19 protein-coding genes and 8 tRNA genes are annotated in these 24,032 nt (G+C 40.9%); 20 read left to right on the plus strand and 7 right to left on the minus strand.

All coding sequences use genetic code 11. From position 1 onward, the window contains the following. Positions 1 to 3 precede the first annotated feature (3 nt). Positions 4 to 747: a DUF3307 domain-containing protein gene (locus WDB87_RS11620; RefSeq protein ID WP_337849957.1), complete on the minus strand. Its 744-nt coding sequence runs from the start codon at positions 745 to 747 to the stop codon at positions 4 to 6. Then, complete coding sequence (locus tag WDB87_RS11625) at positions 747 to 1,370, minus strand: hypothetical protein (RefSeq protein WP_286246788.1); 624 nt, start codon at positions 1,368 to 1,370, stop codon at positions 747 to 749. The genes WDB87_RS11620 and WDB87_RS11625 overlap by 1 nt, the downstream gene beginning before the upstream one ends. Before the next feature lie 168 nt (positions 1,371 to 1,538). Between WDB87_RS11625 and WDB87_RS11630 the strand changes: the two genes are divergently transcribed. The 7 genes from WDB87_RS11630 (at position 1,539) to WDB87_RS11660 (ending at position 7,565) form a co-directional block, all read left to right on the plus strand. Next, positions 1,539 to 2,042, plus strand: a complete 504-nt coding sequence (locus WDB87_RS11630; protein WP_089347278.1) for a LabA-like NYN domain-containing protein — start codon at positions 1,539 to 1,541, stop codon at positions 2,040 to 2,042. Between the two features lie 152 nt (positions 2,043 to 2,194). Then, positions 2,195 to 3,118 carry an NAD(+) diphosphatase gene (gene nudC, locus WDB87_RS11635; RefSeq protein ID WP_286246793.1) on the plus strand — a complete coding sequence of 308 codons (924 nt, stop codon included), beginning with the start codon at positions 2,195 to 2,197 and terminating at the stop codon, positions 3,116 to 3,118. Positions 3,119 to 3,127: 9 nt separating this feature from the next. Beyond that, a complete protein-coding gene (locus tag WDB87_RS11640) occupies positions 3,128 to 4,306 on the plus strand; it encodes a cystathionine beta-lyase (protein WP_337849958.1) in 1,179 nt (392 codons plus the stop codon). A 159-nt stretch (positions 4,307 to 4,465) separates the two neighbouring features. Continuing rightward, the gene (locus tag WDB87_RS11645) at positions 4,466 to 5,293 is read left to right on the plus strand and encodes an ABC transporter permease subunit (RefSeq protein WP_337849959.1); all 828 of its coding nucleotides are present in this window, start codon (positions 4,466 to 4,468) and stop codon (positions 5,291 to 5,293) included. Next, complete coding sequence (locus WDB87_RS11650; protein ID WP_286246799.1) at positions 5,290 to 6,198, plus strand: ABC transporter ATP-binding protein; 909 nt, start codon at positions 5,290 to 5,292, stop codon at positions 6,196 to 6,198. Before WDB87_RS11645 ends, WDB87_RS11650 begins: the two co-directional genes overlap by 4 nt. Beyond that, the gene (locus WDB87_RS11655) at positions 6,198 to 6,572 is read left to right on the plus strand and encodes a PH domain-containing protein (RefSeq protein ID WP_004589518.1); all 375 of its coding nucleotides are present in this window, start codon (positions 6,198 to 6,200) and stop codon (positions 6,570 to 6,572) included. Before WDB87_RS11650 ends, WDB87_RS11655 begins: the two co-directional genes overlap by 1 nt. 198 nt (positions 6,573 to 6,770) lie before the next feature. Next, positions 6,771 to 7,565, plus strand: coding sequence for a putative porin (locus WDB87_RS11660; protein ID WP_337849960.1), 795 nt, complete (start codon positions 6,771 to 6,773; stop codon positions 7,563 to 7,565). Positions 7,566 to 7,666: 101 nt separating this feature from the next. On the opposite strand, the gene WDB87_RS11665 is transcribed toward WDB87_RS11660, so the two are convergent. Continuing rightward, positions 7,667 to 9,514 (minus strand): M2 family metallopeptidase, encoded by a 1,848-nt coding sequence (locus WDB87_RS11665; RefSeq protein WP_337849961.1) that lies wholly within the window; start codon positions 9,512 to 9,514, stop codon positions 7,667 to 7,669. A 167-nt stretch (positions 9,515 to 9,681) separates the two neighbouring features. Between WDB87_RS11665 and WDB87_RS11670 the strand changes: the two genes are divergently transcribed. Then, positions 9,682 to 11,958: an acyl-CoA dehydrogenase gene (locus tag WDB87_RS11670; protein WP_337849962.1), complete on the plus strand. Its 2,277-nt coding sequence runs from the start codon at positions 9,682 to 9,684 to the stop codon at positions 11,956 to 11,958. A gap of 63 nt (positions 11,959 to 12,021) precedes the next feature. Here WDB87_RS11670 and WDB87_RS11675 read toward each other — a convergent pair whose 3' ends face one another. Beyond that, positions 12,022 to 12,456 (minus strand): hypothetical protein, encoded by a 435-nt coding sequence (locus WDB87_RS11675; protein ID WP_286246813.1) that lies wholly within the window; start codon positions 12,454 to 12,456, stop codon positions 12,022 to 12,024. Positions 12,457 to 12,602: 146 nt separating this feature from the next. Then, positions 12,603 to 13,571 (minus strand): cysteine synthase A, encoded by a 969-nt coding sequence (cysK, locus tag WDB87_RS11680; RefSeq protein WP_337849963.1) that lies wholly within the window; start codon positions 13,569 to 13,571, stop codon positions 12,603 to 12,605. Between the two features lie 366 nt (positions 13,572 to 13,937). On the opposite strand from cysK, the gene WDB87_RS11685 reads away from it, so the two are divergent. The 12 genes from WDB87_RS11685 to WDB87_RS11740 all read left to right on the plus strand — a co-directional run bounded on the left by WDB87_RS11685 (position 13,938) and on the right by WDB87_RS11740 (position 19,611). Continuing rightward, positions 13,938 to 15,086 (plus strand): dicarboxylate/amino acid:cation symporter, encoded by a 1,149-nt coding sequence (locus tag WDB87_RS11685; RefSeq protein WP_286246817.1) that lies wholly within the window; start codon positions 13,938 to 13,940, stop codon positions 15,084 to 15,086. Between the two features lie 162 nt (positions 15,087 to 15,248). Then, positions 15,249 to 15,899, plus strand: a complete 651-nt coding sequence (gene uvrY, locus WDB87_RS11690) for a UvrY/SirA/GacA family response regulator transcription factor (RefSeq protein WP_337849964.1) — start codon at positions 15,249 to 15,251, stop codon at positions 15,897 to 15,899. Positions 15,900 to 15,910: 11 nt separating this feature from the next. Beyond that, a complete protein-coding gene (uvrC, locus tag WDB87_RS11695) occupies positions 15,911 to 17,734 on the plus strand; it encodes an excinuclease ABC subunit UvrC (protein WP_337849965.1) in 1,824 nt (607 codons plus the stop codon). A 42-nt stretch (positions 17,735 to 17,776) separates the two neighbouring features. Next, entirely contained in the window at positions 17,777 to 18,322 is a 546-nt protein-coding gene (gene pgsA / locus WDB87_RS11700; RefSeq protein ID WP_024033647.1) for a CDP-diacylglycerol--glycerol-3-phosphate 3-phosphatidyltransferase, read from the plus strand. 208 nt (positions 18,323 to 18,530) lie between these two features. After that, positions 18,531 to 18,606: transfer RNA gene (locus WDB87_RS11705), tRNA-Gly, on the plus strand. A 27-nt stretch (positions 18,607 to 18,633) separates the two neighbouring features. After that, positions 18,634 to 18,707: transfer RNA gene (locus WDB87_RS11710), tRNA-Cys, on the plus strand. Positions 18,708 to 18,743: 36 nt separating this feature from the next. Next, positions 18,744 to 18,830, plus strand: a tRNA-Leu gene (locus WDB87_RS11715). A 90-nt stretch (positions 18,831 to 18,920) separates the two neighbouring features. Next, positions 18,921 to 18,996, plus strand: a tRNA-Gly gene (locus tag WDB87_RS11720). Between the two features lie 39 nt (positions 18,997 to 19,035). Continuing rightward, positions 19,036 to 19,122: transfer RNA gene (locus WDB87_RS11725), tRNA-Leu, on the plus strand. Between the two features lie 196 nt (positions 19,123 to 19,318). Then, positions 19,319 to 19,394: transfer RNA gene (locus WDB87_RS11730), tRNA-Gly, on the plus strand. A 19-nt stretch (positions 19,395 to 19,413) separates the two neighbouring features. Beyond that, positions 19,414 to 19,487, plus strand: a tRNA-Cys gene (locus WDB87_RS11735). 37 nt (positions 19,488 to 19,524) lie between these two features. After that, positions 19,525 to 19,611: transfer RNA gene (locus WDB87_RS11740), tRNA-Leu, on the plus strand. Positions 19,612 to 20,161: 550 nt separating this feature from the next. Here the strand turns inward: WDB87_RS11740 and WDB87_RS11745 are convergent. Continuing rightward, a complete protein-coding gene (locus WDB87_RS11745) occupies positions 20,162 to 21,757 on the minus strand; it encodes a BCCT family transporter (RefSeq protein WP_337849966.1) in 1,596 nt (531 codons plus the stop codon). A 182-nt stretch (positions 21,758 to 21,939) separates the two neighbouring features. Continuing rightward, entirely contained in the window at positions 21,940 to 23,355 is a 1,416-nt protein-coding gene (locus tag WDB87_RS11750; RefSeq protein ID WP_286246829.1) for an alanine/glycine:cation symporter family protein, read from the minus strand. Between the last annotated feature and the right edge of the window lie 677 nt (positions 23,356 to 24,032).

Raw genomic sequence — 24,032 nt, forward strand, 5'->3', positions numbered from 1 at the left:
GCTCTACCTAATTAAATAATTAACGGCTAAACCTACAAATAAAGTAACACTTACGCTTAGTAAGGTGCCTAGCATTACGTACTCGGTGAGCTTTTTATCTTTACTGGCACTTAAATCACCAAACCTAAATACCGACTTTGCAGCGAGCAAAAAGCCAACTCCAGCAAACTGATCGAGCAAAATAAAGCTCAGCATTAATACACGCTCTAACATTCCAATGCTTTGCCCAGCCAATGGCAAGCTGCCCTCGCTTGAAAAGTTAGCGGTGAGCCTCTCTAGCATCATTCTTATAAATACCGCAGTGGGGCTTAATATAATTAAATAACCACACACAACCCAAAGTACTTTAGGATTTGTGGCAAGTGCGTATACATGTGCCATTAAACTTTGGTTATCAGTTATATAAATACACAGTGTTATTATTACGGCTATATGTGCTATTTGGTCGAGTAAAAAGGGCACAACGCCTTTATTAGAATACGACTTTGCAATATCAATAAAGTAATGGCTAAGCATAATTACAGCTGTGGCAAGTAACACAGTACTTAGTTGCTGCCAGCCGATTGTGTATTCCCAAGTGGTAAGTATTATAGCGCTCGTAATGCCATGAACAAGCACATGCAAGTAGAGCTTTTTAGCTTTAAAATGGCGGGTGTTTCGATTGTTTACCCAGCTCATAGGTTGCCAGTAAAAATCAGCGAGTAGGTGGCCAATAATAAGTGCCACGAGCAATAATGAAAACGCCATTATACCACTCCTTTTAATATCGTTTTTATAACTTGCTCGCTGTGCACTATAAAGCGCTCTATGAGCTGATAATTGGCTAAATTAAGCAGCTTAGTGACGTTTTCGCGGCTCGTATTTAGCTCTTTAGCAAGGGCTGCGTGGTTGTTATCTGTGTGTGTTAAATACACATACAAAGCGTTGGCCTGCTTTTGCGTTATTTTGCTCAGTAAGGTATCAACAAAGGCAAGATTAAGATCAAAGCTTTCATCTACTGTTTGTTGTGCAATAGTAAAAACAAAGCGTTGATTCGCTATATTATCAAGGCCTTGCCCTGAAAGTACAAACGCAGACCCCGTTGCTGTTTTAATGTCACTGCGTGGGTTATCAATGCTGCCAAGAGCCATGCTTTGTCTGAGTTCATATCCGGCTGACTTTAACTGCAGGTAAATTAAAATCGCGGTTTTAATCAACGCTTCGCTTTGGTTTACTTGCAGCTGAAATGCATCACCCCGGTAAATGTTCCAAAGTGTTGTTTTGCTACAAACTGCACGCAAACTTTGCGCTAGCTGATAAAGCATGGCATCGTACTGCTGTTTAGGTATTTTTTGCGATTTAATGATATCGCCGCTGATCACACCAATCATAAAAATCCAATAAGTAACCAGTTTAGGTTACATAGGCTTAAGTAACCAAATTTGGTTACATTTAATTAAGTAACCAATTTAGGTTACTTAAAGCATAATTGCAAGGAACACTCATTTATGGCCCCGACGTTAATTGGGCCATTTGCCTTTATCCACTTAGGAAAATAAATGACTTCACATAACGAGCCGCAAAACAATAAACCCCGTGTTGGTATTTTTGTTGATGTACAAAATATTTATTACACATGCCGTGAGAGCTACCGCAAAAATTTTGATTACAATGCCTTTTGGGCGCAAATGAAACAGCAATACACAATTGATTGTGCTTTTGCGTATGCAATTCATCGTGGTGATGAAAAACAAAACCAGTTTCAAAACATTTTGCGCGCTATTGGTTTTGAAGTAAAACTAAAGCCGTTTATTCAGCGTCGAGATGGCAGCGCGAAGGGCGATTGGGACGTAGGCATAACGATAGATATGCTAGAGCAAGGTAAAAATCTCGATAAAGTTATTTTACTCTCTGGCGATGGTGACTTTGCTTTATTATTAGGGCATTTAAAACACCAATATAATGTACCATGCGATGTGTATGGCGCGGATAAGTTAACTGCCGAGGTACTTAAACAAAGTGCTGAGCAGTTTCATTTAATTGATGATAGTTTACTACTGTAAAGCGTAAAAAAAAGAGCCTAAGTGCCTGCAACATGAGAGTTTTTAATACAGAGCCTATATCGTTAATATAGGCTTTATTTATTACTGTAATAAATTGGGTTTACTAAGAGGTTATGGTAATTTTAAAGCATAACGAGTTACCAAGGACTTACATGCTTCATTACAGCAACATGCCACTAGATAGAGGCTCTAATTTTCGTAAAGACGCTGCGTGGTTAAGCGCAAAAATGTCGGCGCAAAGTAAGTGGCTTTTGGTTAATAATAACCATACATTATTTTATAAAAATTCCCCACAGGTGTGCTACCTAACACACCAACAAATTGCCCATTTAGATTTATCAGATGCGCTGTTCTTAGGTTCAAATGACGAACAACACGGTGTATTTGCACTTGATGTGTCGGCCATACACGATGACGAGCTAGCCCCAATTATTGGCGATGCGCAATTTTTTGATATTCGCCAGTATGGCCCACAAGTGGCTATGCAAGACGGCTCAATTGCGGCACTAGCGCGTGGTTTATGCTACTGGCACGCAACACATCGCTTTTGCGGGCGTTGTGGCAGTAAAAATAAGTTAGTTGAAGCTGGGCACTCACGCTTATGTGAAAACGAGCAATGTAAACACCCTACATTCCCACGCACCGATCCGGCAGTAATTATGGTGGTTACAAAAGTATTTGCCGATGGGGTAGAGCGCTGTTTATTGGGTCGCCAAGCAATATGGCAGCAAGGTATGTATTCATCGCTTGCTGGGTTTGTTGACCCAGGTGAAACACTAGAGCAAGCAGTGGCCCGTGAAGTAAAAGAAGAGGCGGGCGTTGACGTTGAAAACGTACGTTACATTGCTTCTCAGCCTTGGCCGTTTCCTTCCTCTATTATGCTTGGCTTTATTGCACAGGCTAAAACGGAGCAAATTAACGTAGATAAAAACGAATTAGATGATGCTAAATGGTTTACCCGCGAAGAGGTAGCTGAGTTTGGCAATATGGGCGACGAGGGCGAACATTATAAGCTCCCACGTGTTGACTCTATTTCACGCTTTTTAATTGAACAATGGCTTACAAATAAGGTTTAAGGATTGATAATGTCGAGCAAAAATAAAAACACGCAGTTAGTGTCATCTGGGCGCAAAAAAGCCTATACCCATGGCGTAGTAAATCCAGTCGTACAACGCGCTTCTACCATTGTATTTGATAGTGTGGCCGATTTAAAACAAGCCGCTAAAACGCGTGGTGATAAAACTTTATTTTATGGCCGCCGTGGCACAAGTACGCATTTTGCCCTACAAGAAGCCATTACTGAGCTTGAAGGCGGCGAAGGCTGCGCGTTATACCCATGCGGTGCAGCGGCGATTAGCCAAGCGTTGCTGTCGTTTGTAAAAGCGGGCGATCATATTTTAATGGTTGATAACGTGTATGAGCCAACGCGCGACTTTTGCGATAAAATTTTAGCAGGCCTTGGGGTAACAACCACTTACTACCCTCCAACGATTGGCGCGGGTATTAAAGAGTATATAGAGCCAAATACGAAGGTATTGTTTTTAGAATCTCCGGGCTCTATAACCATGGAAATACAAGATGTACCAGCCATGGTAAAGGTAGCAAACGAGCATAATATTATGACCATGCTTGATAACACCTACGGTAATGGACTGCATTACCGTCCATTAGAACACGGCGTTGATATAAGTATTCAAGCAGCCACTAAGTACATTGTTGGCCACTCTGATGTAATGATGGGTGTGGCGGTTGCCAATAAAAAGTACTGGCCAATACTGCGTGAGCAGTCGTATTTATTAGGGCAGTGCACGAGTGCTGATGATGCGTATTTAGCGCTTAGAGGTTTACGTACGATGGCGGTGCGTTTAAATCAGCACGAAAAGGCGGCTATAGAGGTGGCAAAATGGCTTGAGCAACATGAGTTAGTTGATCATATTCGCCATCCTGCATTTGAAAGCTGTCCTGGGCATGAATTTTTTAAGCGTGACTTTGATGGCAGCAATGGGTTGTTTTCAATTGTAATGAAAACCGGTAACCAAAAAGCCATTGATGCATTTTTAGATAGCCTTGAGCATATTAAAATGGGCTTTTCGTGGGGCGGTTTTGAAAGCCTAGTGACGGCTAATTTAACCATGAAAGGGCTTCGCTCAGATACAGGTTGGGATTTAGGCCCGGTGATCCGCTTACATATTGGCCTTGAAGACATTGATGATTTAATTAACGATTTAAGCCAAGCGCTTGAAGTATACCAACAGCATTTATAAAATTTGGCTTAAATAAAGTTTAGCCAGTTACATTTAAATGGTTTGTTACAAAGCTCACTTAAGGTGAGCTTTTTTTGCTGGTAATTCAAGGTGTTTACACTTACTGTGGTTACATTACGCTTTAATTTAAAGCATGAGCAACGTCATTAAGGAAAGCCAATGGCAACATCATCATTAGTAAGCATGGGGCGATTAACCCAAATAGCGGGCTTTGAGCTAGTACGTATGTTTTTAACAAAACGCGGCTTAATTGCAATGGCAGCCTTTGCCCTTGTTTGGCTGCTTATTTTACGCTACCCGATAGGTCAAGCGGTCAGTATTATCAGCGCCCCCAATTTTGAACAAATGGCACGCGATATTTCAGGCAGTATTGGCTTAAGTAAGTTGCTTGATTGGCCAGAAGCCGAATTTGCCATGTATTGGCTGGTGGCCCTGTATAGTTTTCCGCTATTTGCTATTTTTATATCGAGCGACCAAACCGTTGGTGATAGAGAGCGTGGCACATTGCGGTTTTTATCATTGCGCTCAACACGCTTTGAAATACTTTTTGGACGTTTTTTAGGTCAATTAGCCGTATTAGCCTGCTTAGTCGCTATTACGCTTATAGCCACTTTAGCGGTTTTAGGGTTTAGAGATCCAAGCTTACTTGTTAGTGGTTTTTTTCGTGCGTTATCAATATTTTTAATACTTGTGGTAGTACTTAGCCCGTTTGTGGCCTTAATGAGTTTGATAAACACATTTGCACGCTCATCACGTTTAGCCATTGTGTTAGCTATTTTATACTTTGCGGGTGGCGGTATTGTTGTGGGTATATTGGCGTGGCAGATACCAGCTTTAAATGCGCTCGATTATATATTCCCTGGGGTTAATTCTGAGCTTTTAGCTGGGCAAAACTTACCTTTATTGAGCGCCTTAGGTGTGCCGCTTATACAAAGCGCGGTATTTATTGCTATTGCACATAGAATATTTACAAGGAGTTCGCTATGAGCGTATTAATAAAAGCCAGCGGCTTAAGTAAATCGTATGGTGCAAAGCAAGCACTTAATAACGTAAGCTTTGAAATTAATAAAGGTGCACCTGTGGCGTTAGTAGGCCCCAATGGCGCCGGTAAAACCACACTATTTAGTTTGCTATGCGGGTATATAAACCCAAGCCAAGGTGAGCTTAGTATTTTAGGACATAAGCCTGGAAGCGCTGCATTGTTTAACCAGGTGAGTGCATTGCCACAAGATGCGCAGTTAGATCCGCGTTTTAATATAGATAAGCAACTGGCGTTTTATGGCAAGCTTCAAGGCATGGGCGCTAAACAAAGCCACAATGAAGCGCTGCGCGTACTTGATTTAGTTGGCTTAAAAGAAGTCGCTAAGCAGCGTGCGGGCGATTTATCTCATGGTATGCGAAAGCGCGTAACCATAGCGCAAGCGTTGATTGGCGCACCAAAAATTGTAATGCTAGATGAAGCCACAGCAGGGCTTGATCCAATTCATGCCAGAGAGGTGCGCGAGCTGGTATCGAGCTTAAGCGAAGAAGCCACCTTTATTTTAAGCTCGCACGATTTAACCGAACTTGAGCGCCTATGCTCGCAAGTTTTGCATTTAGATCAAGGCATTTTGAGCGAGCATCAAACTAAAGAGAATAATACCGATACACACTTTTATACCTTAATGCTCAGCAAGGCGTATCAAAATGTTGAGCAGCAACTACAAGCGTTAGCAGGTGTAAGCCGTGTGTATATGAGCCAACATAAAGAATTTGTGATTGAGTACCAACCAACCGGTGAGCCACTTGATATTGCTTTATTAAACTTTTGCCATCAGCAAAATTGGCAATATAGGCAGTTAGTAAATGGCCACACATTAGAAAATCAAATATTTACACAGGAGAAAGTATAATGGGATTACTAAGCGGTTTAATGGGTAATGCAAGTGAAGTAGACGATTCAGATCTTGAAAAAGTGCTTGCCAATACACTTATAGATGGCGAACAAGTAGAAAAAGCCTATAAGGTGATTCGCGATATGTTTATTTTTACTAATAAGCGTTTAATTTTAATTGATAAGCAAGGTATGACCGGCTCAAAAATGGAAATGGTAAGTATTGCTTACTCTAAAATTACTAAGTTTAGTAAAGAAAGTGCAGGGCACTTTGACTTAGACGCTGAGCTTAAAATTTGGATTGGGTCAGATCCAACGCCTATTAGTAAAGAATTTAAATCGGGTGATAATATTAACGAAGTGTACCGAGTAATTAGCCAGCACGCGCTTTAAATAATGCACATGTTTTAAGTAGTTGTTGACTATATGTTGCAACTACTTTAAATTTACAGTTTCTTACACCTCCTTACAATTAACTTAATAAATACAACTAGTTAATTAAGTTTTCATTCAGTTTCCCAGCGTTAGCATGTCCCCACTTTAGTCAATGAGCTAAAGCATAAAAAGCAATGTACAAAGGGAAGTCTTACAATGAAAAAATTAGCAGTTATTATTTCAAGCATTTTATTATCTAGCACTGCGGCTGCTGCAGACAGCTATAACTCAATCAGTAACTTAAGCTACAAAGATAGCGATAACAACGACACCGTTGCTGTAGATTCTATTTACTATCTTTCTCCTAAAAAAACATTAGGGCCGTACGATCAGTTTGAGTACATCAATAAGCAAACTAACGTTTACGGTAGCTACGCTGATGACGACTTTGGCGATTTAACGAATGTTGGTGGCGAATACTTTATTAATGAATTTTTAATTGGCGCATCATACGAAAACTACGATCCAGATTCAGGCTCTAATGGTGAACTTTACAAACTAACCGGCGGTTACTTTTTCAACCCAGACTTACTAGCAAAAGTAACACTTGTTGAAAACAAAGACGGCGATGACTATGCTTTATTTGATTTAGCATACAACCACATGCTAAACAGCACAGATTACGTAGGTGTAACACTCACCGCAGATGACGATTTTGATTACCGCGCCGTTGCAGCTAAGTACTTTATTGATTTACAGCAAGGTAACTTCTTAACGTTTGAAGGTAAATACGAAAGCATTGATGATGCAGAGAACCAATGGGTAGCAGAAACTAACTACTACTTCTCAAAAGCAACGTCTGTATTTGCTAACTACAACAAGCAAGATACTTACAGCTTTGGTGCTCAGCACTTCATCAATAAAAACATTGGTCTTAAAGTAGGTTACGAGAACAATGCAGATGACTCTGATAACGATGCATACTTTGCAAACATGCGTTTTCAGTTTTAATTAAGCCCTGTACTTAATTAAGCCCTGTACTTAATTAAAAGCATAAAAAGCCCGCTCAAATGAGTGGGCTTTGTTGTTTTTAATGTTTGAGCTTAATTATATTACCAGCCGCAATTACGGCCTTTGTTTTGCTCATCTAAATAGCGTTGCAGTGGGGCAAAGTAATCGAGCATGGCGGTTGCATCCATTTGCGGTTTGCCTGTAATGCTTTCAAGTGCTTCTTGCCATGGGCGAGATGAACCCATCTCAAGCATTGCGTTTAGTTTTTCGCCTGCTTCTTTTGAGTTATAAATAGAGCAGCGATGAATCGCTTTATCGTTACCGGCAATTTCACATAAGCTACGGTGGAACTCAAACTGTAAAATATGCGCTAAAAAGTAACGTGTATAAGGAGTATTGCCTGGTACGTGGTATTTAGCACCTGGATCAAAGTCGTCTTCGCTACGTGCGATAGGCGCTTGCACACCTTGGTACTTTTCGCGAAGTTCCCACCATGCTTTATTGTAATCTTGCGGCTTTACTTGCCCTGAAAATACCTGCCAACGCCATTGATCAACCATTAAGCTAAATGGCACAAACGCCACTTTATCTAGCGCCATTTTCATTAGTAGGCCAATGTCTTTTGACTCATCAGGCACTTGTTCTAGTAAGCCAATTTCCTTTAAGTAGCCTGGTGTAACTGAAAGGGCAATGGTGTCGCCAATCGCTTCATGAAAACCATCGTTGGCACTTTCTTGATAAAATAAAGGCTGTTTATTATAAGCGCGCTGATAAAAATTGTGGCCTAGCTCATGATGAATAACAGAAAACTCTTCGCCCGTGCGCTGAATACACATTTTAATACGTAAATCGTCTTTGCTATCTATATTCCATGCAGATGCATGACATTGCACGTCTCTGTCTTTTGGTTTTACAAATAACGAGCGCTCGTAAAAGGTCTCTGGCAGTGGCTCAAATCCCATTGAGGTAAAAAAGGTTTCAGCCCCTTTTACCATCTTAAGCTCGTCGTAATTATTTTTAGCTAATAGCTCGGTAACATCGTAACCCGGATCGGCGTTTTCTGGTGCGACTACATCGTAAATGTTACCCCACGCTTGTGCCCACATATTTCCTAATAAATGCGCAGGTATAGGCTCATCTTGTGGCACTTTATCGGTGCCGTATTTTTCACCTAATTTAGCACGTACATGGCAGTGTAGGGAGTTATATAGTGGTTTTACTTGCCCCCAAATGCGGTCAAGCTCGGTTGTAAAGTCATCGGCGGGCATATCGTACTTGCTGCGCCACATTGCGCCGGTATCTGCATAACCTAGCTCTTGTGCCCCTTCGTTGGTAAGAGTTACTTGCTGCTCGTAAAGTGGGCGCATGGGTTTTGAAATTTGACGCCACCCTTGCCATAAATCAAGTAGCTCGTTGTAATCGCGGCTGGTGGCCATTTTTGCGGTCATATCACCAAGGCTTAAACAGCTGCCATCGTCTTTACAATATTTGCCTTTACCGTATAAACCACCTAGCTCTGCCACAATAGTTGAAAGCTGAGCTGTTTTTTCAGCATTTTGGGGAGCGGGTAAGGTAAGCGCGAGTTTAAGTTTATTAAGCTTACGGCGTGCATCGTAATCCAGCGCTAAGTCGTCAAATTGGGCTGCCTGATTAGCTAAACGTACGACCGACTCTGTCATTTTACGATTAACCTCGGCAGATAACGCCGAGGTGTCGTGTGTTATAAAATTTGCATAAATCCACTCAGCGCGGCTCGACTCTAGGTAAAGTTCGCTTAGCTCTTGCTCGGCTTTGGCAATAAACGCATTGGCATCTTGTTTTGTAAGAGGAGACTCTGATTGTGCTGAATCGGTAGTGTCTATGGCTATTTCAGCTTCACAGGCGCTCAGTGCTAATGTGCTTGCGACTATTAAGGCGCTCATACTTAATTTAAAGCGTGGTGTGTTCATTGTATTCCTTTGGTTTATTGTTATTAAGAGAGTGATAATAGCAGCGATGTTTAAAACAATAAAATGAATACGTTAAGGTGTGTAGTGTATCGCGCAATGATTGTATTTAAACTAAGATGGGTCATAATTAAGTTACTATTTTCATTCAATGTAAAAGGAATGTGCTCATGTCAGTATTTATAATATTGCTGGTCGTGGTGGTGGTTATTTTTGCAGTCAAAGATATTCGCCTTAACCTGATCAGCCGTCCTACGTTTAAAATGTTTAAAAAGGTACTTCCGCCGCTCTCGCAAACTGAGCGAGAGGCAATGGAGGCCGGTGATGTATGGTGGGATGGTGAGCTATTTAGTGGTAACCCAGATTGGCAAAAACTACATCGTTTTCCAAGGCCTGAGCTTAGCGATAAAGAAAATGATTTCATGGAAAATCAGGTTAACACGCTACTGGCGATGCTAGATGATTATCAAATTGTGCAAAAAGACAAAGATCTGCCAAAAGAAGTGTGGGATTACTTAAAAACAGAGGGCTTTTTTGCGCTGATCATTCCTGAAAAATTTGGCGGACGAGAGTTCTCAGCGATTGCAAACTCTACCATAGTGTCAAAAATTGCCACAAAAAGCTTAACTGCGGCGGTTACTGTTATGGTTCCTAATAGCTTAGGCCCAGGCGAGCTGTTACTGCATTATGGTACAAAAGAGCAACAAGACCGTTGGTTACCAACGCTTGCCAATGGTGAAGATGTGCCATGTTTTGCCCTTACCGGACCCGAAGCGGGCTCTGATGCAGGTAGTATTCCTGACTCTGGCATAGTATGTAAAGGCCAGCATAATGGTGAAGAGGTAATAGGCCTGCGTTTAAATTGGTCTAAGCGCTATATTACGCTTGCGCCGGTTGCAACAGTACTTGGTCTTGCTTTTAAAATGTATGACCCCGATGGGCTACTTGGTGATGAAAAAGAGCTTGGCATTACCTGTGCGTTAATCCCTACAGATCACGAAGGGGTAGAAACGGGTGAGCGCCATTACCCATTAAATATGGCATTTATGAACGGGACTACGTACGGTAAAGACGTATTTATTCCGCTAGATTGGATTATTGGTGGTCAGCAAGGCGCAGGGCGAGGCTGGCGTATGCTGGTTGAATGCTTAAGTGCCGGGCGTGGGATTTCTTTACCTGCCCTAAGTACCGCAACAGGGCATTTAGCCTCTAAAATGACCTCTGCTTACGCTATGGTACGCCAACAGTTTGGTGTATCAATTGGCCAATTTGAAGGTGTACAAGAAGCACTAGCCCGTATTGGCGGGTTAACATATACGCTTGAGTCGGCACGATTAATGACCGCAGGCGCAATAGATTTAAAACTAAGCCCATCAGTTGTTACCGCCATTGCAAAATATCATATGACTGAAATGGGGCGTACGGTAATGAACGATGCAATGGATATTCATTCGGGCAAAGGTATTCAAGTAGGTCCTAATAACTATTTAGCCCATGGCTATATGGGGATCCCGGTATCAATTACGGTTGAAGGGGCAAACATTTTAACGCGTAATTTAATGATTTTTGGCCAAGGTGCCACGCGTTGTCATCCGTTTGTGTTAAAAGAAATGGAAGCTGCGGCAATGGACGATGACGACGCAGCACTTGATCAATTCGACGGCTTGCTCATGAAGCACATTTTATTTGCTGCAAGTAACGCGGGTATGGCTTTTGTGCATGGTCTAACTCGTAGCTGTTTTGCTAAAGCGCCTATATGTGGTGCAACCGCTGTTTACTACAAACAATTAAGCAGAATGAGCCGTGGCCTTGCTTTTACAACCGATGTAGCCATGCTGGTATTGGGTGGTGAGCTTAAACGAAAAGAAATGATTTCGGCCCGCTTAGGTGATGTGCTTAGTCATTTATATTTAGCGTCTACAGTGTTAAAGCGCTTTGAAGATGAAGGGCGCCAACAAGCTGATTTACCGTTTGTTAAATACGCTATTGAAAACTCATTGTATGAAATTGGTCAAGCGTTTGATGGTTTTTTCAAAAACTTTTCAAATCCGGTAGTTAACTTTTTACTTAAACGCATTGTGTTTCCGCTGGGGAATCACTATCACAAACCAAGTGATGAAACAGCACAAAGTATTTGTGAGCATATGACGCAACCTGGGGTGTTTAGAAATCGCTTAACGCATTTATGTTATGTTGATGAAAATGCAGGCACTGGCGTGATGGAAAATGCGTTTTTAGCTATGCATGATATGCAAGCACAGTTTAAAGACTTAAAACAATGGCAGCGCAGTGGTAAGGTACCTGCCACGCTTGATATAGAAGGCGCAATTAATTATTCGTTGGAGCAAGGCTTTTTAGAGCAAGCAGATGCCGATGCAATGCACCATACTAACAAGCTTAGAAAACAAGCCATTGCGGTTGATAACTTTCAACCCGGTGAATTATAACGCTTAAGACAAGCGCTAAACACAAAAAAGGCCTTACGCATGTAAGGCCTTTTTTGTTAGTAGTTATCGAGCATAAGGGTCTGCAACTATTTTATCTATATACCATTTCCCTTTTTTGCGAAGCATTTTAACGCTGCGCATATCATCGACTTTATCGCCATTAAAGTAGCCTGTAAAAATGAGGTTTATTTTAGCGTTATCACCATATTGTTCGCGTACGCTCATGTTGGTCATATCGACTTCAATGACAACCTCATCGTATTGCAGGTTAACTAAGTTTCGGGCAAATTGCTTAGCAGTACCATAGGATTTCATAATCCGGCTGAGGTTGGGGGTGGCCATGGTGCTGGCTTTTTGTAAATCTTTTTGGTTATACAGTGCATCAAAGTAAGCGGTGGCTGTATCGCCTGGTGAGTCGCCCAGTGTTTGTACGTTATCGCCACAGGCGGCTAAAAAAAAGCATACAATAAAACTTAAATAAGCTGTTATTTTTTTCATGTTGAATGTTTTTAATTAATTTTTTTAAAGTGTGTGGTTAATTAAACAAGATGTAAAGCAGCGCTGGGGAATAAATAGAAAATTGAACAATAAATAATAAAAAAGGATGCCATAAGCATCCTTTTAAGTATCTCAAGGAGAGAAGTTTACTGTACTAATTCTTGCTCGCTAAATTCTTCTGCGAACATTGGGCTAGACAGGTAACGCTCTGTGGCACTTGGTAAAATAACCACAATATTTTTATCAGCGTTTTCTGGCTTTTCAGCAAGACGTTTAGCGGCTACAACCGCTGCGCCTGATGAAATACCCACTAAAATACCTTCTTTTTTCATTAGCTCATGGGCCATTGCAATCGCATCTTCGTTTGACACTTGCTCTGCACCATCAATCACACTTAAATCAAGGTTGCCAGGAATAAAGCCTGCGCCAATACCTTGAATTTTATGTGGACCTGGTTTTACTTCTTCGCCTGCAAGTGTTTGGCTAATAACAGGCGAGCTAGTAGGTTCAACAGCAATTGACTTAACGTCTAAGCCTTTTTCGTTTTTAAGGTAACGGCTAACACCTGTAATAGTACCACCAGTGCCTACACCTGCTACAAAAAAGTCGATGTTGCCATCAAGCGCGTCAAAAATTTCTGGGCCGGTTGTTTCAAAGTGAATCTTAGGGTTAGCTGGGTTTTCGAACTGTTGTAATAAAATGTATTTTTCTGGGTCTGTTGCTTGAATTTCTTTTGCTTTTTCAATTGCGCCATTCATACCTTTAGCACCATCGGTAAGCACTAAGTTAGCGCCTAATGCTTTTAATAGTTTGCGGCGCTCTAGGCTCATTGTATTTGGCATGGTGAGTGTTAATTTGTAACCACGTGCTGCTGCAACAAATGCAAGGGCAATACCTGTATTACCCGATGTAGGTTCAATTAGTTCTTTACCTTTGACAAGCTGACCTGATTTTTCAGCTTCCCAAATCATTGATGCACCAATACGACATTTAATACTAAAGCTAGGATTACGCGATTCTACTTTAGCGTAAACGTTTCCGCCTGTTACGCGATTAAGTCTTACCAATGGTGTATTACCAATGCTTAGTGAGTTATCTTCAAAAATAGTAGACATAATGTTCCTTTGGATACAATCTGATCAATGTGTTAATAGCCTTTGCTATTAACTATATAAATACACTTTACTGCGAGTTTAAAAAAACTAAAGTAAAGTTTGGCTATAACATATATCTATTGGGCTTATAACCAGCCGAAATAAAAATTAGTTATTATTGTTGCTTTAGTTATTAAAGATGCGGGCTTATTTTTAAATTTAAAGAGTAAACTTTGCCACGTAGTTAAAAAATGCACAGGATAGGCTAATTATTGCGATGTTTTTGTGTGTTATTTGTGCACATGAATATAACTTGAATACTTTTATCACACAATGCGCCTAAAACATGTTAAAAACACTCTATCTATATTCAACTAAGCAATCACAATGAAGTTAATCTTAAAATTAATTGCCGGTATTGTGGCCGGTATTTTGGTCGGGCTTTATGTACCTCTTACAGGTGTTGAGCTTTTGTTTACTGTTAAAGAGCTTATTGGCCAACTCATTTCTTTTACCATTCCATTAATTATTTTATTTTTTATTGCTTCGGGCATTGCTGGCTTACCTAAAGGGTCAGGCCATTTATTAGGTAAAACCGTTGGCTTTGCTTACAGCTCTACGGTAATTGCGGGCACGCTTGCCTTTTTATTAGTAAGTGCGGTTATTCCACTGTTAAGTGGCAATATTACGTTTGAAGCCGAAGTTGCCACTGAAATTGGTAGTTTTATTGATTTAGAAATTCCACCACTGATGGGTGTAATGACAGCGCTTGTAACAGCATTTGTTTTTGGTATAGGCATGAGCCAACTGGAACTAGAAACACTTAAAAAAGTCTCTGATCAGGGTCGCGACGTAATTGATGCTTTATTATCTAAAGTAATTATTCCGGCTTTACCATTTTACATTGCGGGTGTATTTGCAGAAATGACCGTAGCAGGTACTGTGGTAGATACACTGCAAACCTTTGGTGTAGTGCTTATTGCAGCACTTGTCATGCATTGGCTATGGTTAAGCGTATTATATGTTTCTACGGGAGTATTACTTAAACGTAACCCGTTGGAGCTAGTTAAAAATATGCTTCCTGCTTATTTTACAGCGCTGGGGACAATGTCGAGCGCGGCAACCATTCCGGTGTCTTTGCAATCAAGTAAAGCAAATAATGTTAAAGAAGATGTAGCAAACTTTACTGTTCCTTTGTGTGCAACTATTCATTTATCGGGTTCTACAATCACTATTGTAACCTGCGCTATGGCCGTTATGTTTTTATCGCCAAGTATGGAAGTGCCTTCTTTAATAGGCATGCTGCCATTTATTATGATGCTAGGAGTAGTAATGATTGCAGCGCCTGGTGCACCAGGTGGTGCAGTAATGTCGGCACTGGGCTTATTGACCAGTATGCTTGGCTTTAACGAGGGCGCTGTTGCATTAATGATTGCACTTTACCTTGCGCAAGATAGCTTTGGTACAGCGTGTAATGTAACAGGCGATGGTATTATTGCCCTATGGGTAGACCGTTTTAGCGAAAAAGCAGCGTAATAAAAAACTAAAGTACTGGTTTTTAGCTGTAGTCAAATAATGCTAAAAGATGAGTAAACCTAAAGCGAAGCAATAATATTAGTTATTGTTTCGCTTTAACTGTGGTAATGTGGCAAATTGAATTGTTTAGTCGTGTATTGTTAGGTTAATGAGGGTATTACATTGATTAATGTGCTTTTAGTTGATGACCATGAGCTGGTACGAACTGGTATAAAACGTATATTAGATGACGTACGTGGTTTTAAAGTGGTAGGCGAAGCTAAAGATGGTGAGGCTGCGGTACAATTTTGTCGCCAGCACGCACCTAATATTGTATTAATGGATATGAATATGCCTGGCATGGGTGGCTTAGAGGCCACAAAAAAGATTTGCCGCTATTGCCCAGATGTAAAAGTTATTGTGCTTACAGTTAACTGCGAAGACCCATTTCCTTCTAAAGTAATGCAAATTGGTGCGCATGGCTTTTTAACCAAAGGTGCAGGCTCTGATGAAATGGTTCGTGCTATACGTTCTGTTCATGCAGGCCAGCGTTATATCGCCCCAGAAATTGCACAGCAAATTGCCCTTGCGCAAGTAACAGGGCGTACCGATGAAAACCCGTTTCAAAGCTTATCTGAGCGCGAGCTACAAATTATGCTAATGATCACCAAAGGTGAAAAAGCACAAGATATTGCCGAGCGCTTAAATTTAAGTTCAAAAACAGTGAACAGCTACCGTTACCGTATGTTTGAAAAATTAAATGTAGGGGGCGACGTAGAGCTTACTCATTTGGCTATTCGCCATAAAATGATTGATATAGACGTATCTCATTAATTTTTTAATTTATGTCTGAATTCGATCACGGCCAATTTTTAAAAACGCTATCAAGTGAACCGGGTGTATACCGTATGCTTGATAGTGAACAACAAGTTATTTATGTCGGTAAAGCTAAAAACTTAAAAAAGCGGGTAAGTAGTTACTTTAGATCTAATCTAACCGACAGTAAAACCCGAGTGTTAGTGAGTAATATTTGCGATATTGAAGTTACCCTCACAAACACCGAAACTGAAGCCCTGCTGCTTGAAAACAACCTTATAAAAAAATATCAGCCGCGTTATAACATTTTATTACGTGATGATAAGTCATACCCTTATATATTACTTACAAATCATAAACATCCGCGTTTAGCCTTTCATAGAGGTAGCCGCAAGGTAAAAGGCGAGTACTTTGGGCCTTTCCCAAGTGCTGGCGCCGTGTCGGAAAGTTTGCGTTTAATGCAAAAAATATTTCCTGTTCGTCAGTGCGAAGATGCCTACTACCGTGCCAGAAGCCGCCCGTGTTTACAGTATCAGCTAAAGCGCTGCTCAGCACCGTGTGTTAATAAAGTGACAGAGCAAGAGTACGGCGAACAAGTTGATTATGTACGTAAGTTTTTAACGGGTAAGTCGCACGAAGTGATAGCCGATTTAATAAAAAAAATGGAAGCGGCGAGTAAAGACCTCAATTTTGAGCTCGCAGCTAAAGTGCGTGACCAAATCATGCTACTGCGCAAAATGCAGGAACAGCAGTCTATTTCAGGTAATTTTGCTGAAATGGATGTAGTAGGTTTTGCGCACTTAAATGGATTAAACGGAATTCATTTATTAATGATCCGCGATCATAAAGTGCTAGGCAGTAAAACCTATTTTCCAAAAGTACCTAAAGATTCGGGGCAAGAGGAAATACTTACTTCGTTTTTAGGGCAATATTATTTAGCGCCTGGCGCGACAGGGCGCATAGCAAAAGAAATTATTTTACCGTTCGAGATTGAAGAAAGTAGCGTATTGAGTGAAGCCCTTACGCAAATTAGTGAGCGCAAAGTATCGCTTAAAGTGGTTACCCGCGGAGAGCGAGCACAATACCTTCAGCTTGCTAATAAAAATGCATTAAACAGCATTACCGTTAAACAAAGCACGCAAGACTCTATAAACAAACGTTATGCACAATTAAAAGCGACCCTAGGCTTAGATGATATAAACAGAATGGAATGTTTTGATATTAGCCATACCATGGGGGAGAACACTGTGGCCAGTTGTGTCGTATTCGATTCTCAAGGGCCTAACAATAAAGAGTATAGGCGCTACAACGTAACGGGTATAACCGGCGGTGATGATTACGCGGCAATGGAGTTTGCACTAAACAAACGCTACAACAAAGTGGTTGATGAAGACAAAATCCCTGACGTTATATTTATTGACGGTGGTAAAGGGCAGTTGGGCCGTGCAGAGCAGTACTTTGCCACCTGGCCCCATGCAAAAATGCCGCTGTTAGTAGGTGTAGCAAAAGGCACGAGTAGGAAACCAGGCCTAGAAACCTTACTAATCGATGGCGGGCGTAAAACAATTCCTATGGATTCGGATGCGCCAGCACTTCATTTAATTCAACATATTCGCGATGAATCTCACCGATTTGCTATAGCAGGGCACCGTAATAAGCGCCAAAAACAACGTACGCAATCATTATTAGAAGAGATCAACGGAGTGGGTTCTAAGCGCCGCCAAACATTATTAAAATATTTAGGGGGCATGCAAGGGGTAAAAGCTGCTAATATAGAACAGTTAAAGAAAGTTCCTGGGATCAGTCCTGACATGGCTGAGAAGATATTTAACCATTTGCATGACAAGGGCTAGCCCTTCATGCGAATATAGAAAAAAAGACATATCCAAGTAGTTATGTGGAATATTCCAAACACACTCACAACCTTTAGACTTTTTCTTATCCCCATATTTTTGGTGATATTTTACTTGCCTTATAGCTGGGCGTTTTTTGCTGCCGCTTTTATTTTTTGGCTCGCATCAATCACCGATATACTTGACGGTTATTTAGCACGAAAGCTAGAGCAATCTACGCCATTTGGCGCGTTTTTAGACCCTGTAGCCGATAAGGTTATGGTGTGTGCTGCACTTGTTGCGCTCTCTGATCATTATCAGTCTATGTATATGACGATTCCGGCACTTATTATTATCAGCCGTGAAATAGTGATATCTGCATTACGTGAGTGGATGGCCGAACAAGGCAAACGTGGAAACGTTGCAGTATCAAATATGGGCAAAATAAAAACCGCGGCGCAAATGCTGGCAATTATTGGCCTAATTTGGCAATACGATACGTGGATGATCTATTTAAGTTTTGCTTTATTGTATATAGCCACCTATTTAACACTAAGCTCTATGGTGCAATATTTAATGGCTGCATGGAGTGAATTGACCAAAAATTGATTGTAAACGTCTAATAACGCACCGTTTTAGATAAAAAATAATCAAACAGTTCAAAAGTGGCATTTTTTGTGTTGACGCGTTTAATAATCTCTGTAGAATGCGTCCGTGTTGAGAGGGCATAGCCCCTAAGATAAAGAAAACCAAAGTTACTTAATTAACAGCGCAAACATCGCAAGGTGTTGAATAACGCAGATAATTAAATAATAATGCGGCACTAGCTCAGTTGGTAGAGCGCGACCTTGCCAAGGTCGAGGTCACGAGTTCGAGCCTCGTGTGCCGCTCCAAGTTTTCATTAGGTTGTCCAACGGTTTGGCGGAATGGCAGAGTGGCCATGCAGCGGATTGCAAATCCGTCCACCTCGGTTCGACTCCGGGTTCCGCCTCCATTCAACACTCCACATGCTTTAAATAGCAAGCTCGATGCCCGAGTGGTGGAATTGGTAGACACAAGGGATTTAAAATCCCTCGACTAACAAGTCGTGCCGGTTCAAGTCCGGCCTCGGGCACCACTTTGTGGTTTAATTACATCGCCAAGTGTAATTTATAAAAACAACATTACATAAATTAGTTTATGTAATTGAATTTAGAATTAATATGATGCGGCACTAGCTCAGTTGGTAGAGCGCGACCTTGCCAAGGTCGAGGTCACGAGTTCGAGCCTCGTGTGCCGCTCCATATTAGTTTTATCCACTTGCTTTAAATAGCAAACTCGATGCCCGAGTGGTGGAATTGGTAGACACAAGGGATTTAAAATCCCTCGACTAACAAGTCGTGCCGGTTCAAGTCCGGCCTCGGGCACCATTTTTTAATTATTCAACCAAGATAATTAAAAGTTTTATGCGGCACTAGCTCAGTTGCCAGAACGTTTTACCGCGACATGGTCGTGCACCAACGGACAAATTACTGACAAAGTTTAACGCGGCACTAGCTCAGTTGCCAGAACGTTTTACCGCGACATGGTCGCGCACCAACGGACAAATTACTGACAAAGTTTAACGCGGCACTAGCTCAGTTGGTAGAGCGCGACCTTGCCAAGGTCGAGGTCACGAGTTCGAGCCTCGTGTGCCGCTCCAAATTATTTGGAAGCGTTAAGGCGGAATGGCAGAGTGGCCATGCAGCGGATTGCAAATCCGTCCACCTCGGTTCGACTCCGGGTTCCGCCTCCATTTAATTACTCCACATGCTTTAAATAGCAAACTCGATGCCCGAGTGGTGGAATTGGTAGACACAAGGGATTTAAAATCCCTCGACTAACAAGTCGTGCCGGTTCAAGTCCGGCCTCGGGCACCAATCTTACTAAAGTTCTTTTAGTAACTTAAATACATCCTAATTTTAAATAATTACTTCGTTTCTTTTTTGCCTATCTTTTAAAAGTTAATAGCAATTGGCTTAATTAGGTGAATGATTTGAAGCAAGACAATCGTGCTTAAAGCAGAGTATACGTTTTGTTGTACGTTAGCATTAGCTGATTAAACCTACATTACTTTTACTATATTCCTTTGCTGCTAATAGGCTACTTTTAACGCCGTTTACATTCAGTTCAGTTCATCAAAGCAATCTTATACCAATCCGCAATAATACTTAATTATTCTGCGGGGCTGAACGTGTCGCTACCTGATGATATTAGCTTGATAGCTAAAGGTGTAAATAATAGCGCTGGGCTTTATGTATTTATATAAGCGCTACTTATTTAAAAATGTGCTTATAAAGAGGATTGCTATAGCTAACTAGTTTGGCGCTTTAGTACGTTCGTTAACGTATTAGCTGGAGCTTAGGTAAGAGAGGAAATAAAATAGTGAGCAAAGCGACACACAAGGCCGCTTTACTAAAGTATATAATGCTATAACTTTGTTTGTGCCTTATAAATAGGGTACTCGCTCATTAAACCTTGAATAAGCGCCACGCACATTAAAATAAGCACAATTGAGAAAGGTAACGCAGTTGTTACTACTCCCGATTGCAAAGCTTGTAAGGCTTGAGAGCCTCCTACCCACAGTAATACGGCAGCTATAGCCCCTTCAATCGATGCCCAAAATATACGTTGTGGTACCGGCGCATCAATTTTTCCGCCAGCGGTTATACCATCTATTACAAGCGAGCCAGAATCAGAAGAGGTAATAAAAAACACTAAAATAAGTACAATCGAAATAACACTAATGAAACCACTAAGCGGAAGCTGCTCATAAACCTGAAATAGCGTCACAGAGATATCGGTTAAACCGTTTTGCCCGAGTGGGCCTACTTTATCAATAATTTGTGAAATCGCTAAATTACCAAATACCCCCATCCAAACCAAGCTTAATAGTGTTGGCAGCCCAATGACGACTAATAAAAATTCTCGCACGGTACGACCTCTAGAAACGCGGGCAATAAACATTCCTACAAATGGCGACCACGATATCCACCATGCCCAGTAAAATACTGTCCAAGCATGCATCCAGTCTTCATCTTCACGGCCAAACGGATTACTAAGCGGAATTATATGCTCCACATATGCACCGAAGGTAAACCATATTGCTGTAATTGAATCACCAAAAGTAAGCCATATTATGGCTACAAGTAAAATAAATGCACAGATAAGGTTGATGTTACTAAGTACTTTCACACCCCCTTCAATCCCTTTAATAACAGAAACAATAGCAATACAGGTAACGAGCGCTATAACCGTAATTTGAAAAGCAGTCCCGTAATCTGTGCCTATTAAATAATTTATACCACTTGTTGCTTGTTGCGCCCCTAAACCAAGAGACGTTGCTAAACCAAAAAGCGTAGAGAGTACAGCAAGAATATCAATAACATGACCCAGCCAACCCCAAGCACGATCGCCAAATAAAGGGTAAAACACGGATCGTATAGATAATGGAAGGCCTTTATTGTAAGCAAAAAACGCTAAGCTAAGCGCAACAATGGCGTAAATAGCCCAGCCATGTAAGCCCCAGTGATACATGGTGGCACCCATGGCTAAAGAATGAGCTTCTGGGGTGTTTGGCTCAGCATTCATTGGCATTAAGTACCAATCTGTGTAATAGGCTGCAGGCTCTGCAACACCCCAAAATAGTAAACCTATTCCCATTCCTGCGGCAAATAGCATTGCCAGCCATGAGAGATAACCATGTTCAGGTTTTGCATCAACACCCCCTAAGCGAATTTTACCAAGAGGGGAGAGCGCAAGTGCAAAGCAAAATAATACGAAACCATTAGCAATCAACATGAAGTAGCTATCAAATTTATTGATAATGGCATCTTTAGTTGAGGTAAGTGCTTCCCTGACGACTTCAGGGTCAAGCAATAAAGTAAGGGCAACAAATAGTATGACTAAAAATGCGCTTATTCCAAACACTGGGTTATGAACATCAAACCCCCATTTTTGCACGTTATCTTGACCTACCTGGTAATCCGTAGTGTCAATACTGTATTTGTTCAATTGGTCATCCATCATGACTCCTTTATATTATAGATAACAAACTTCAATTTTATTGTACGTAAGTAAATCAAAAAGCGCCTATTACTGATATTTAACTATGGTATATATCTTTGAAATACATTAATAAATTTTTATATAGTTTGTAAGGCAAAAAAAAGCGAGCTAATGCTCGCTTGATAATTTTTAATTTAGCGTTACTTCCATGCGTTAGGATCAACCTCTTTTGCAAGCTTAGGGTGTTTGTCTTTGTCAAACGTCGGTAATACACCTTGTTTATTTTGCGCGTTGTAATCTTTTGATAACCACACAACAACACCAGATAGCATAAAGAGTGCAACCACGTTTACAATAGCCATTAGGCCCATAGAAATGTCAGCAAGTGTCCAAATAATACCTAGTTCACCAATGGCACCAAACATAACCATACCTAATACAAGTAATCTAAATATAAACATTCCTTTATTAGAGTTATGCTCTAAAAACATTAAGTTTGTTTCGGCATATGAGTAATTCGCGACAATAGAAGTAAATGCAAAAAACAAAATGGCAATGGCGATAAAGTACGTTCCCCAATCACCCACGTGCTCTTGCAGTGCAGCTTGCGTTAACTCTATTCCTAGTACACCCGATTCAGGCACAAGTTGATTAGACAGTAAGATTAATGAGGCAGTGGCTGTACAGATCACAATAGTATCTATAAATACACCTAGCATTTGCACGTACCCTTGTGACGCTGGGTGCGGTGGGTAAGGTGTTGCCGTTGCAGCAGCATTGGCTGCGCTACCCATACCGGCTTCGTTTGAAAACAAACCGCGCTTAATACCTTGGATCATAGCTTGCGTTACACCATAGCCAATTGCCCCAGCGCCTGCTTGCTCTAAACCAAATGCACTTTTAATTATAAGTACAATAACATCAGGCAGGGCAGTAAAGTTAACCGCACATACATATATAGCAACTAGCAAATAGGCAAGCGCCATAAATGGAACAACCATTTCGGCAAAACGTGATATTGTTTTTAATCCACCAAAAATAATGATGCCAGAGCCAATTACAAGTGCAATGCCTACTATATACTTAGGTACATCAAACGCTACTTCAAATGCGGCAGCAATAGAGTTTGACTGTACAGCATTAAATACCAGGCCAAAGGCTAAAATCAAGCACAATGAAAACAACACACCCATCCAGCGTTTGCCTAAACCGCGTTCCATATAATAAGCAGGACCGCCTCTAAAGTTGCCATCAGCGTCTTTAGTTTTATAAGCTTGTGCTAACGTACTTTCTGCAAAGCTAGTTGCCATACCTATTAAAGCAATCAACCACATCCAAAATATAGCGCCAGGGCCACCTAAATAAAGTGCCACAGCAACACCGGCCATATTACCTGTTCCAACACGCGCCGCTAAAGAAGTACAAAAAGCTTGAAAAGAAGAAATCTCATCTCCACCACATTTACGTGAGCCAAACATAACTTTAAACATATGTGGGAATTGTACAAATTGAATAAAGCCTAAGCGAATGGTAAAAAACACACCTGCTGCTATTAATAAGTAGACGAGAACTTGGCCCCAAAGTAAGGCACTTATACTATTTATTATATCTGTCATGAATACTACCTAAGTACATGAGTTGAAAAAGTGCTGGCAACTTACCATAACAAGTCAAAAGAGTTTAGTTTTAAAAGCAAAAAAGCATTGTTACCCACAGGCTTCTGTGGATAACATGTGTCTTCAGTGTGGGGTGCTTATGAGTAAAAATTAAATGCAATTTTATCAAATAAAACGCTTGCGTATAAATTCGTTCTCCCTATAATGCGACCCCACTGAGACGGCAGACAGCAACGCTTAGCGAGGCAAGAGTCAATCAGTGAGTCGAGTAAAACTTAGTTTTAAAAACTTTTAAGTTTAACAAAATTAAGTGTTGACAAAAAAATAGGAAAGCGTAAGATGCGCAGCCCTAGCGAGATAAAGTTTAACGCTTTAATCGCAACGTTCTTTAACAATATAAAGCAATCATCTGTGTGGGCACTCGTACAGATTGAGTTCTAACAGCCAAGCTTAGTTTACTAAGTGAGGCAAACAAATTTAGAGTCTCAATTGAAGCTGAGTGACCAACAGCAATAACTTACTTAGGTTTTACTTAAGAAAAGAATTGCAGCACAGTCAATTCAATATCGAAAGATATTAAATAAATTCAGAATTCATTGAGCTGTTCTTCGGAATATAAAAACTTTTTAATTGAAGAGTTTGATCATGGCTCAGATTGAACGCTGGCGGCAGGCCTA

This window comes from Pseudoalteromonas sp. C12FD-1 (assembly GCF_037414265.1).
In the GTDB taxonomy this organism is placed as follows: Bacteria; Pseudomonadota; Gammaproteobacteria; order Enterobacterales; family Alteromonadaceae; genus Pseudoalteromonas.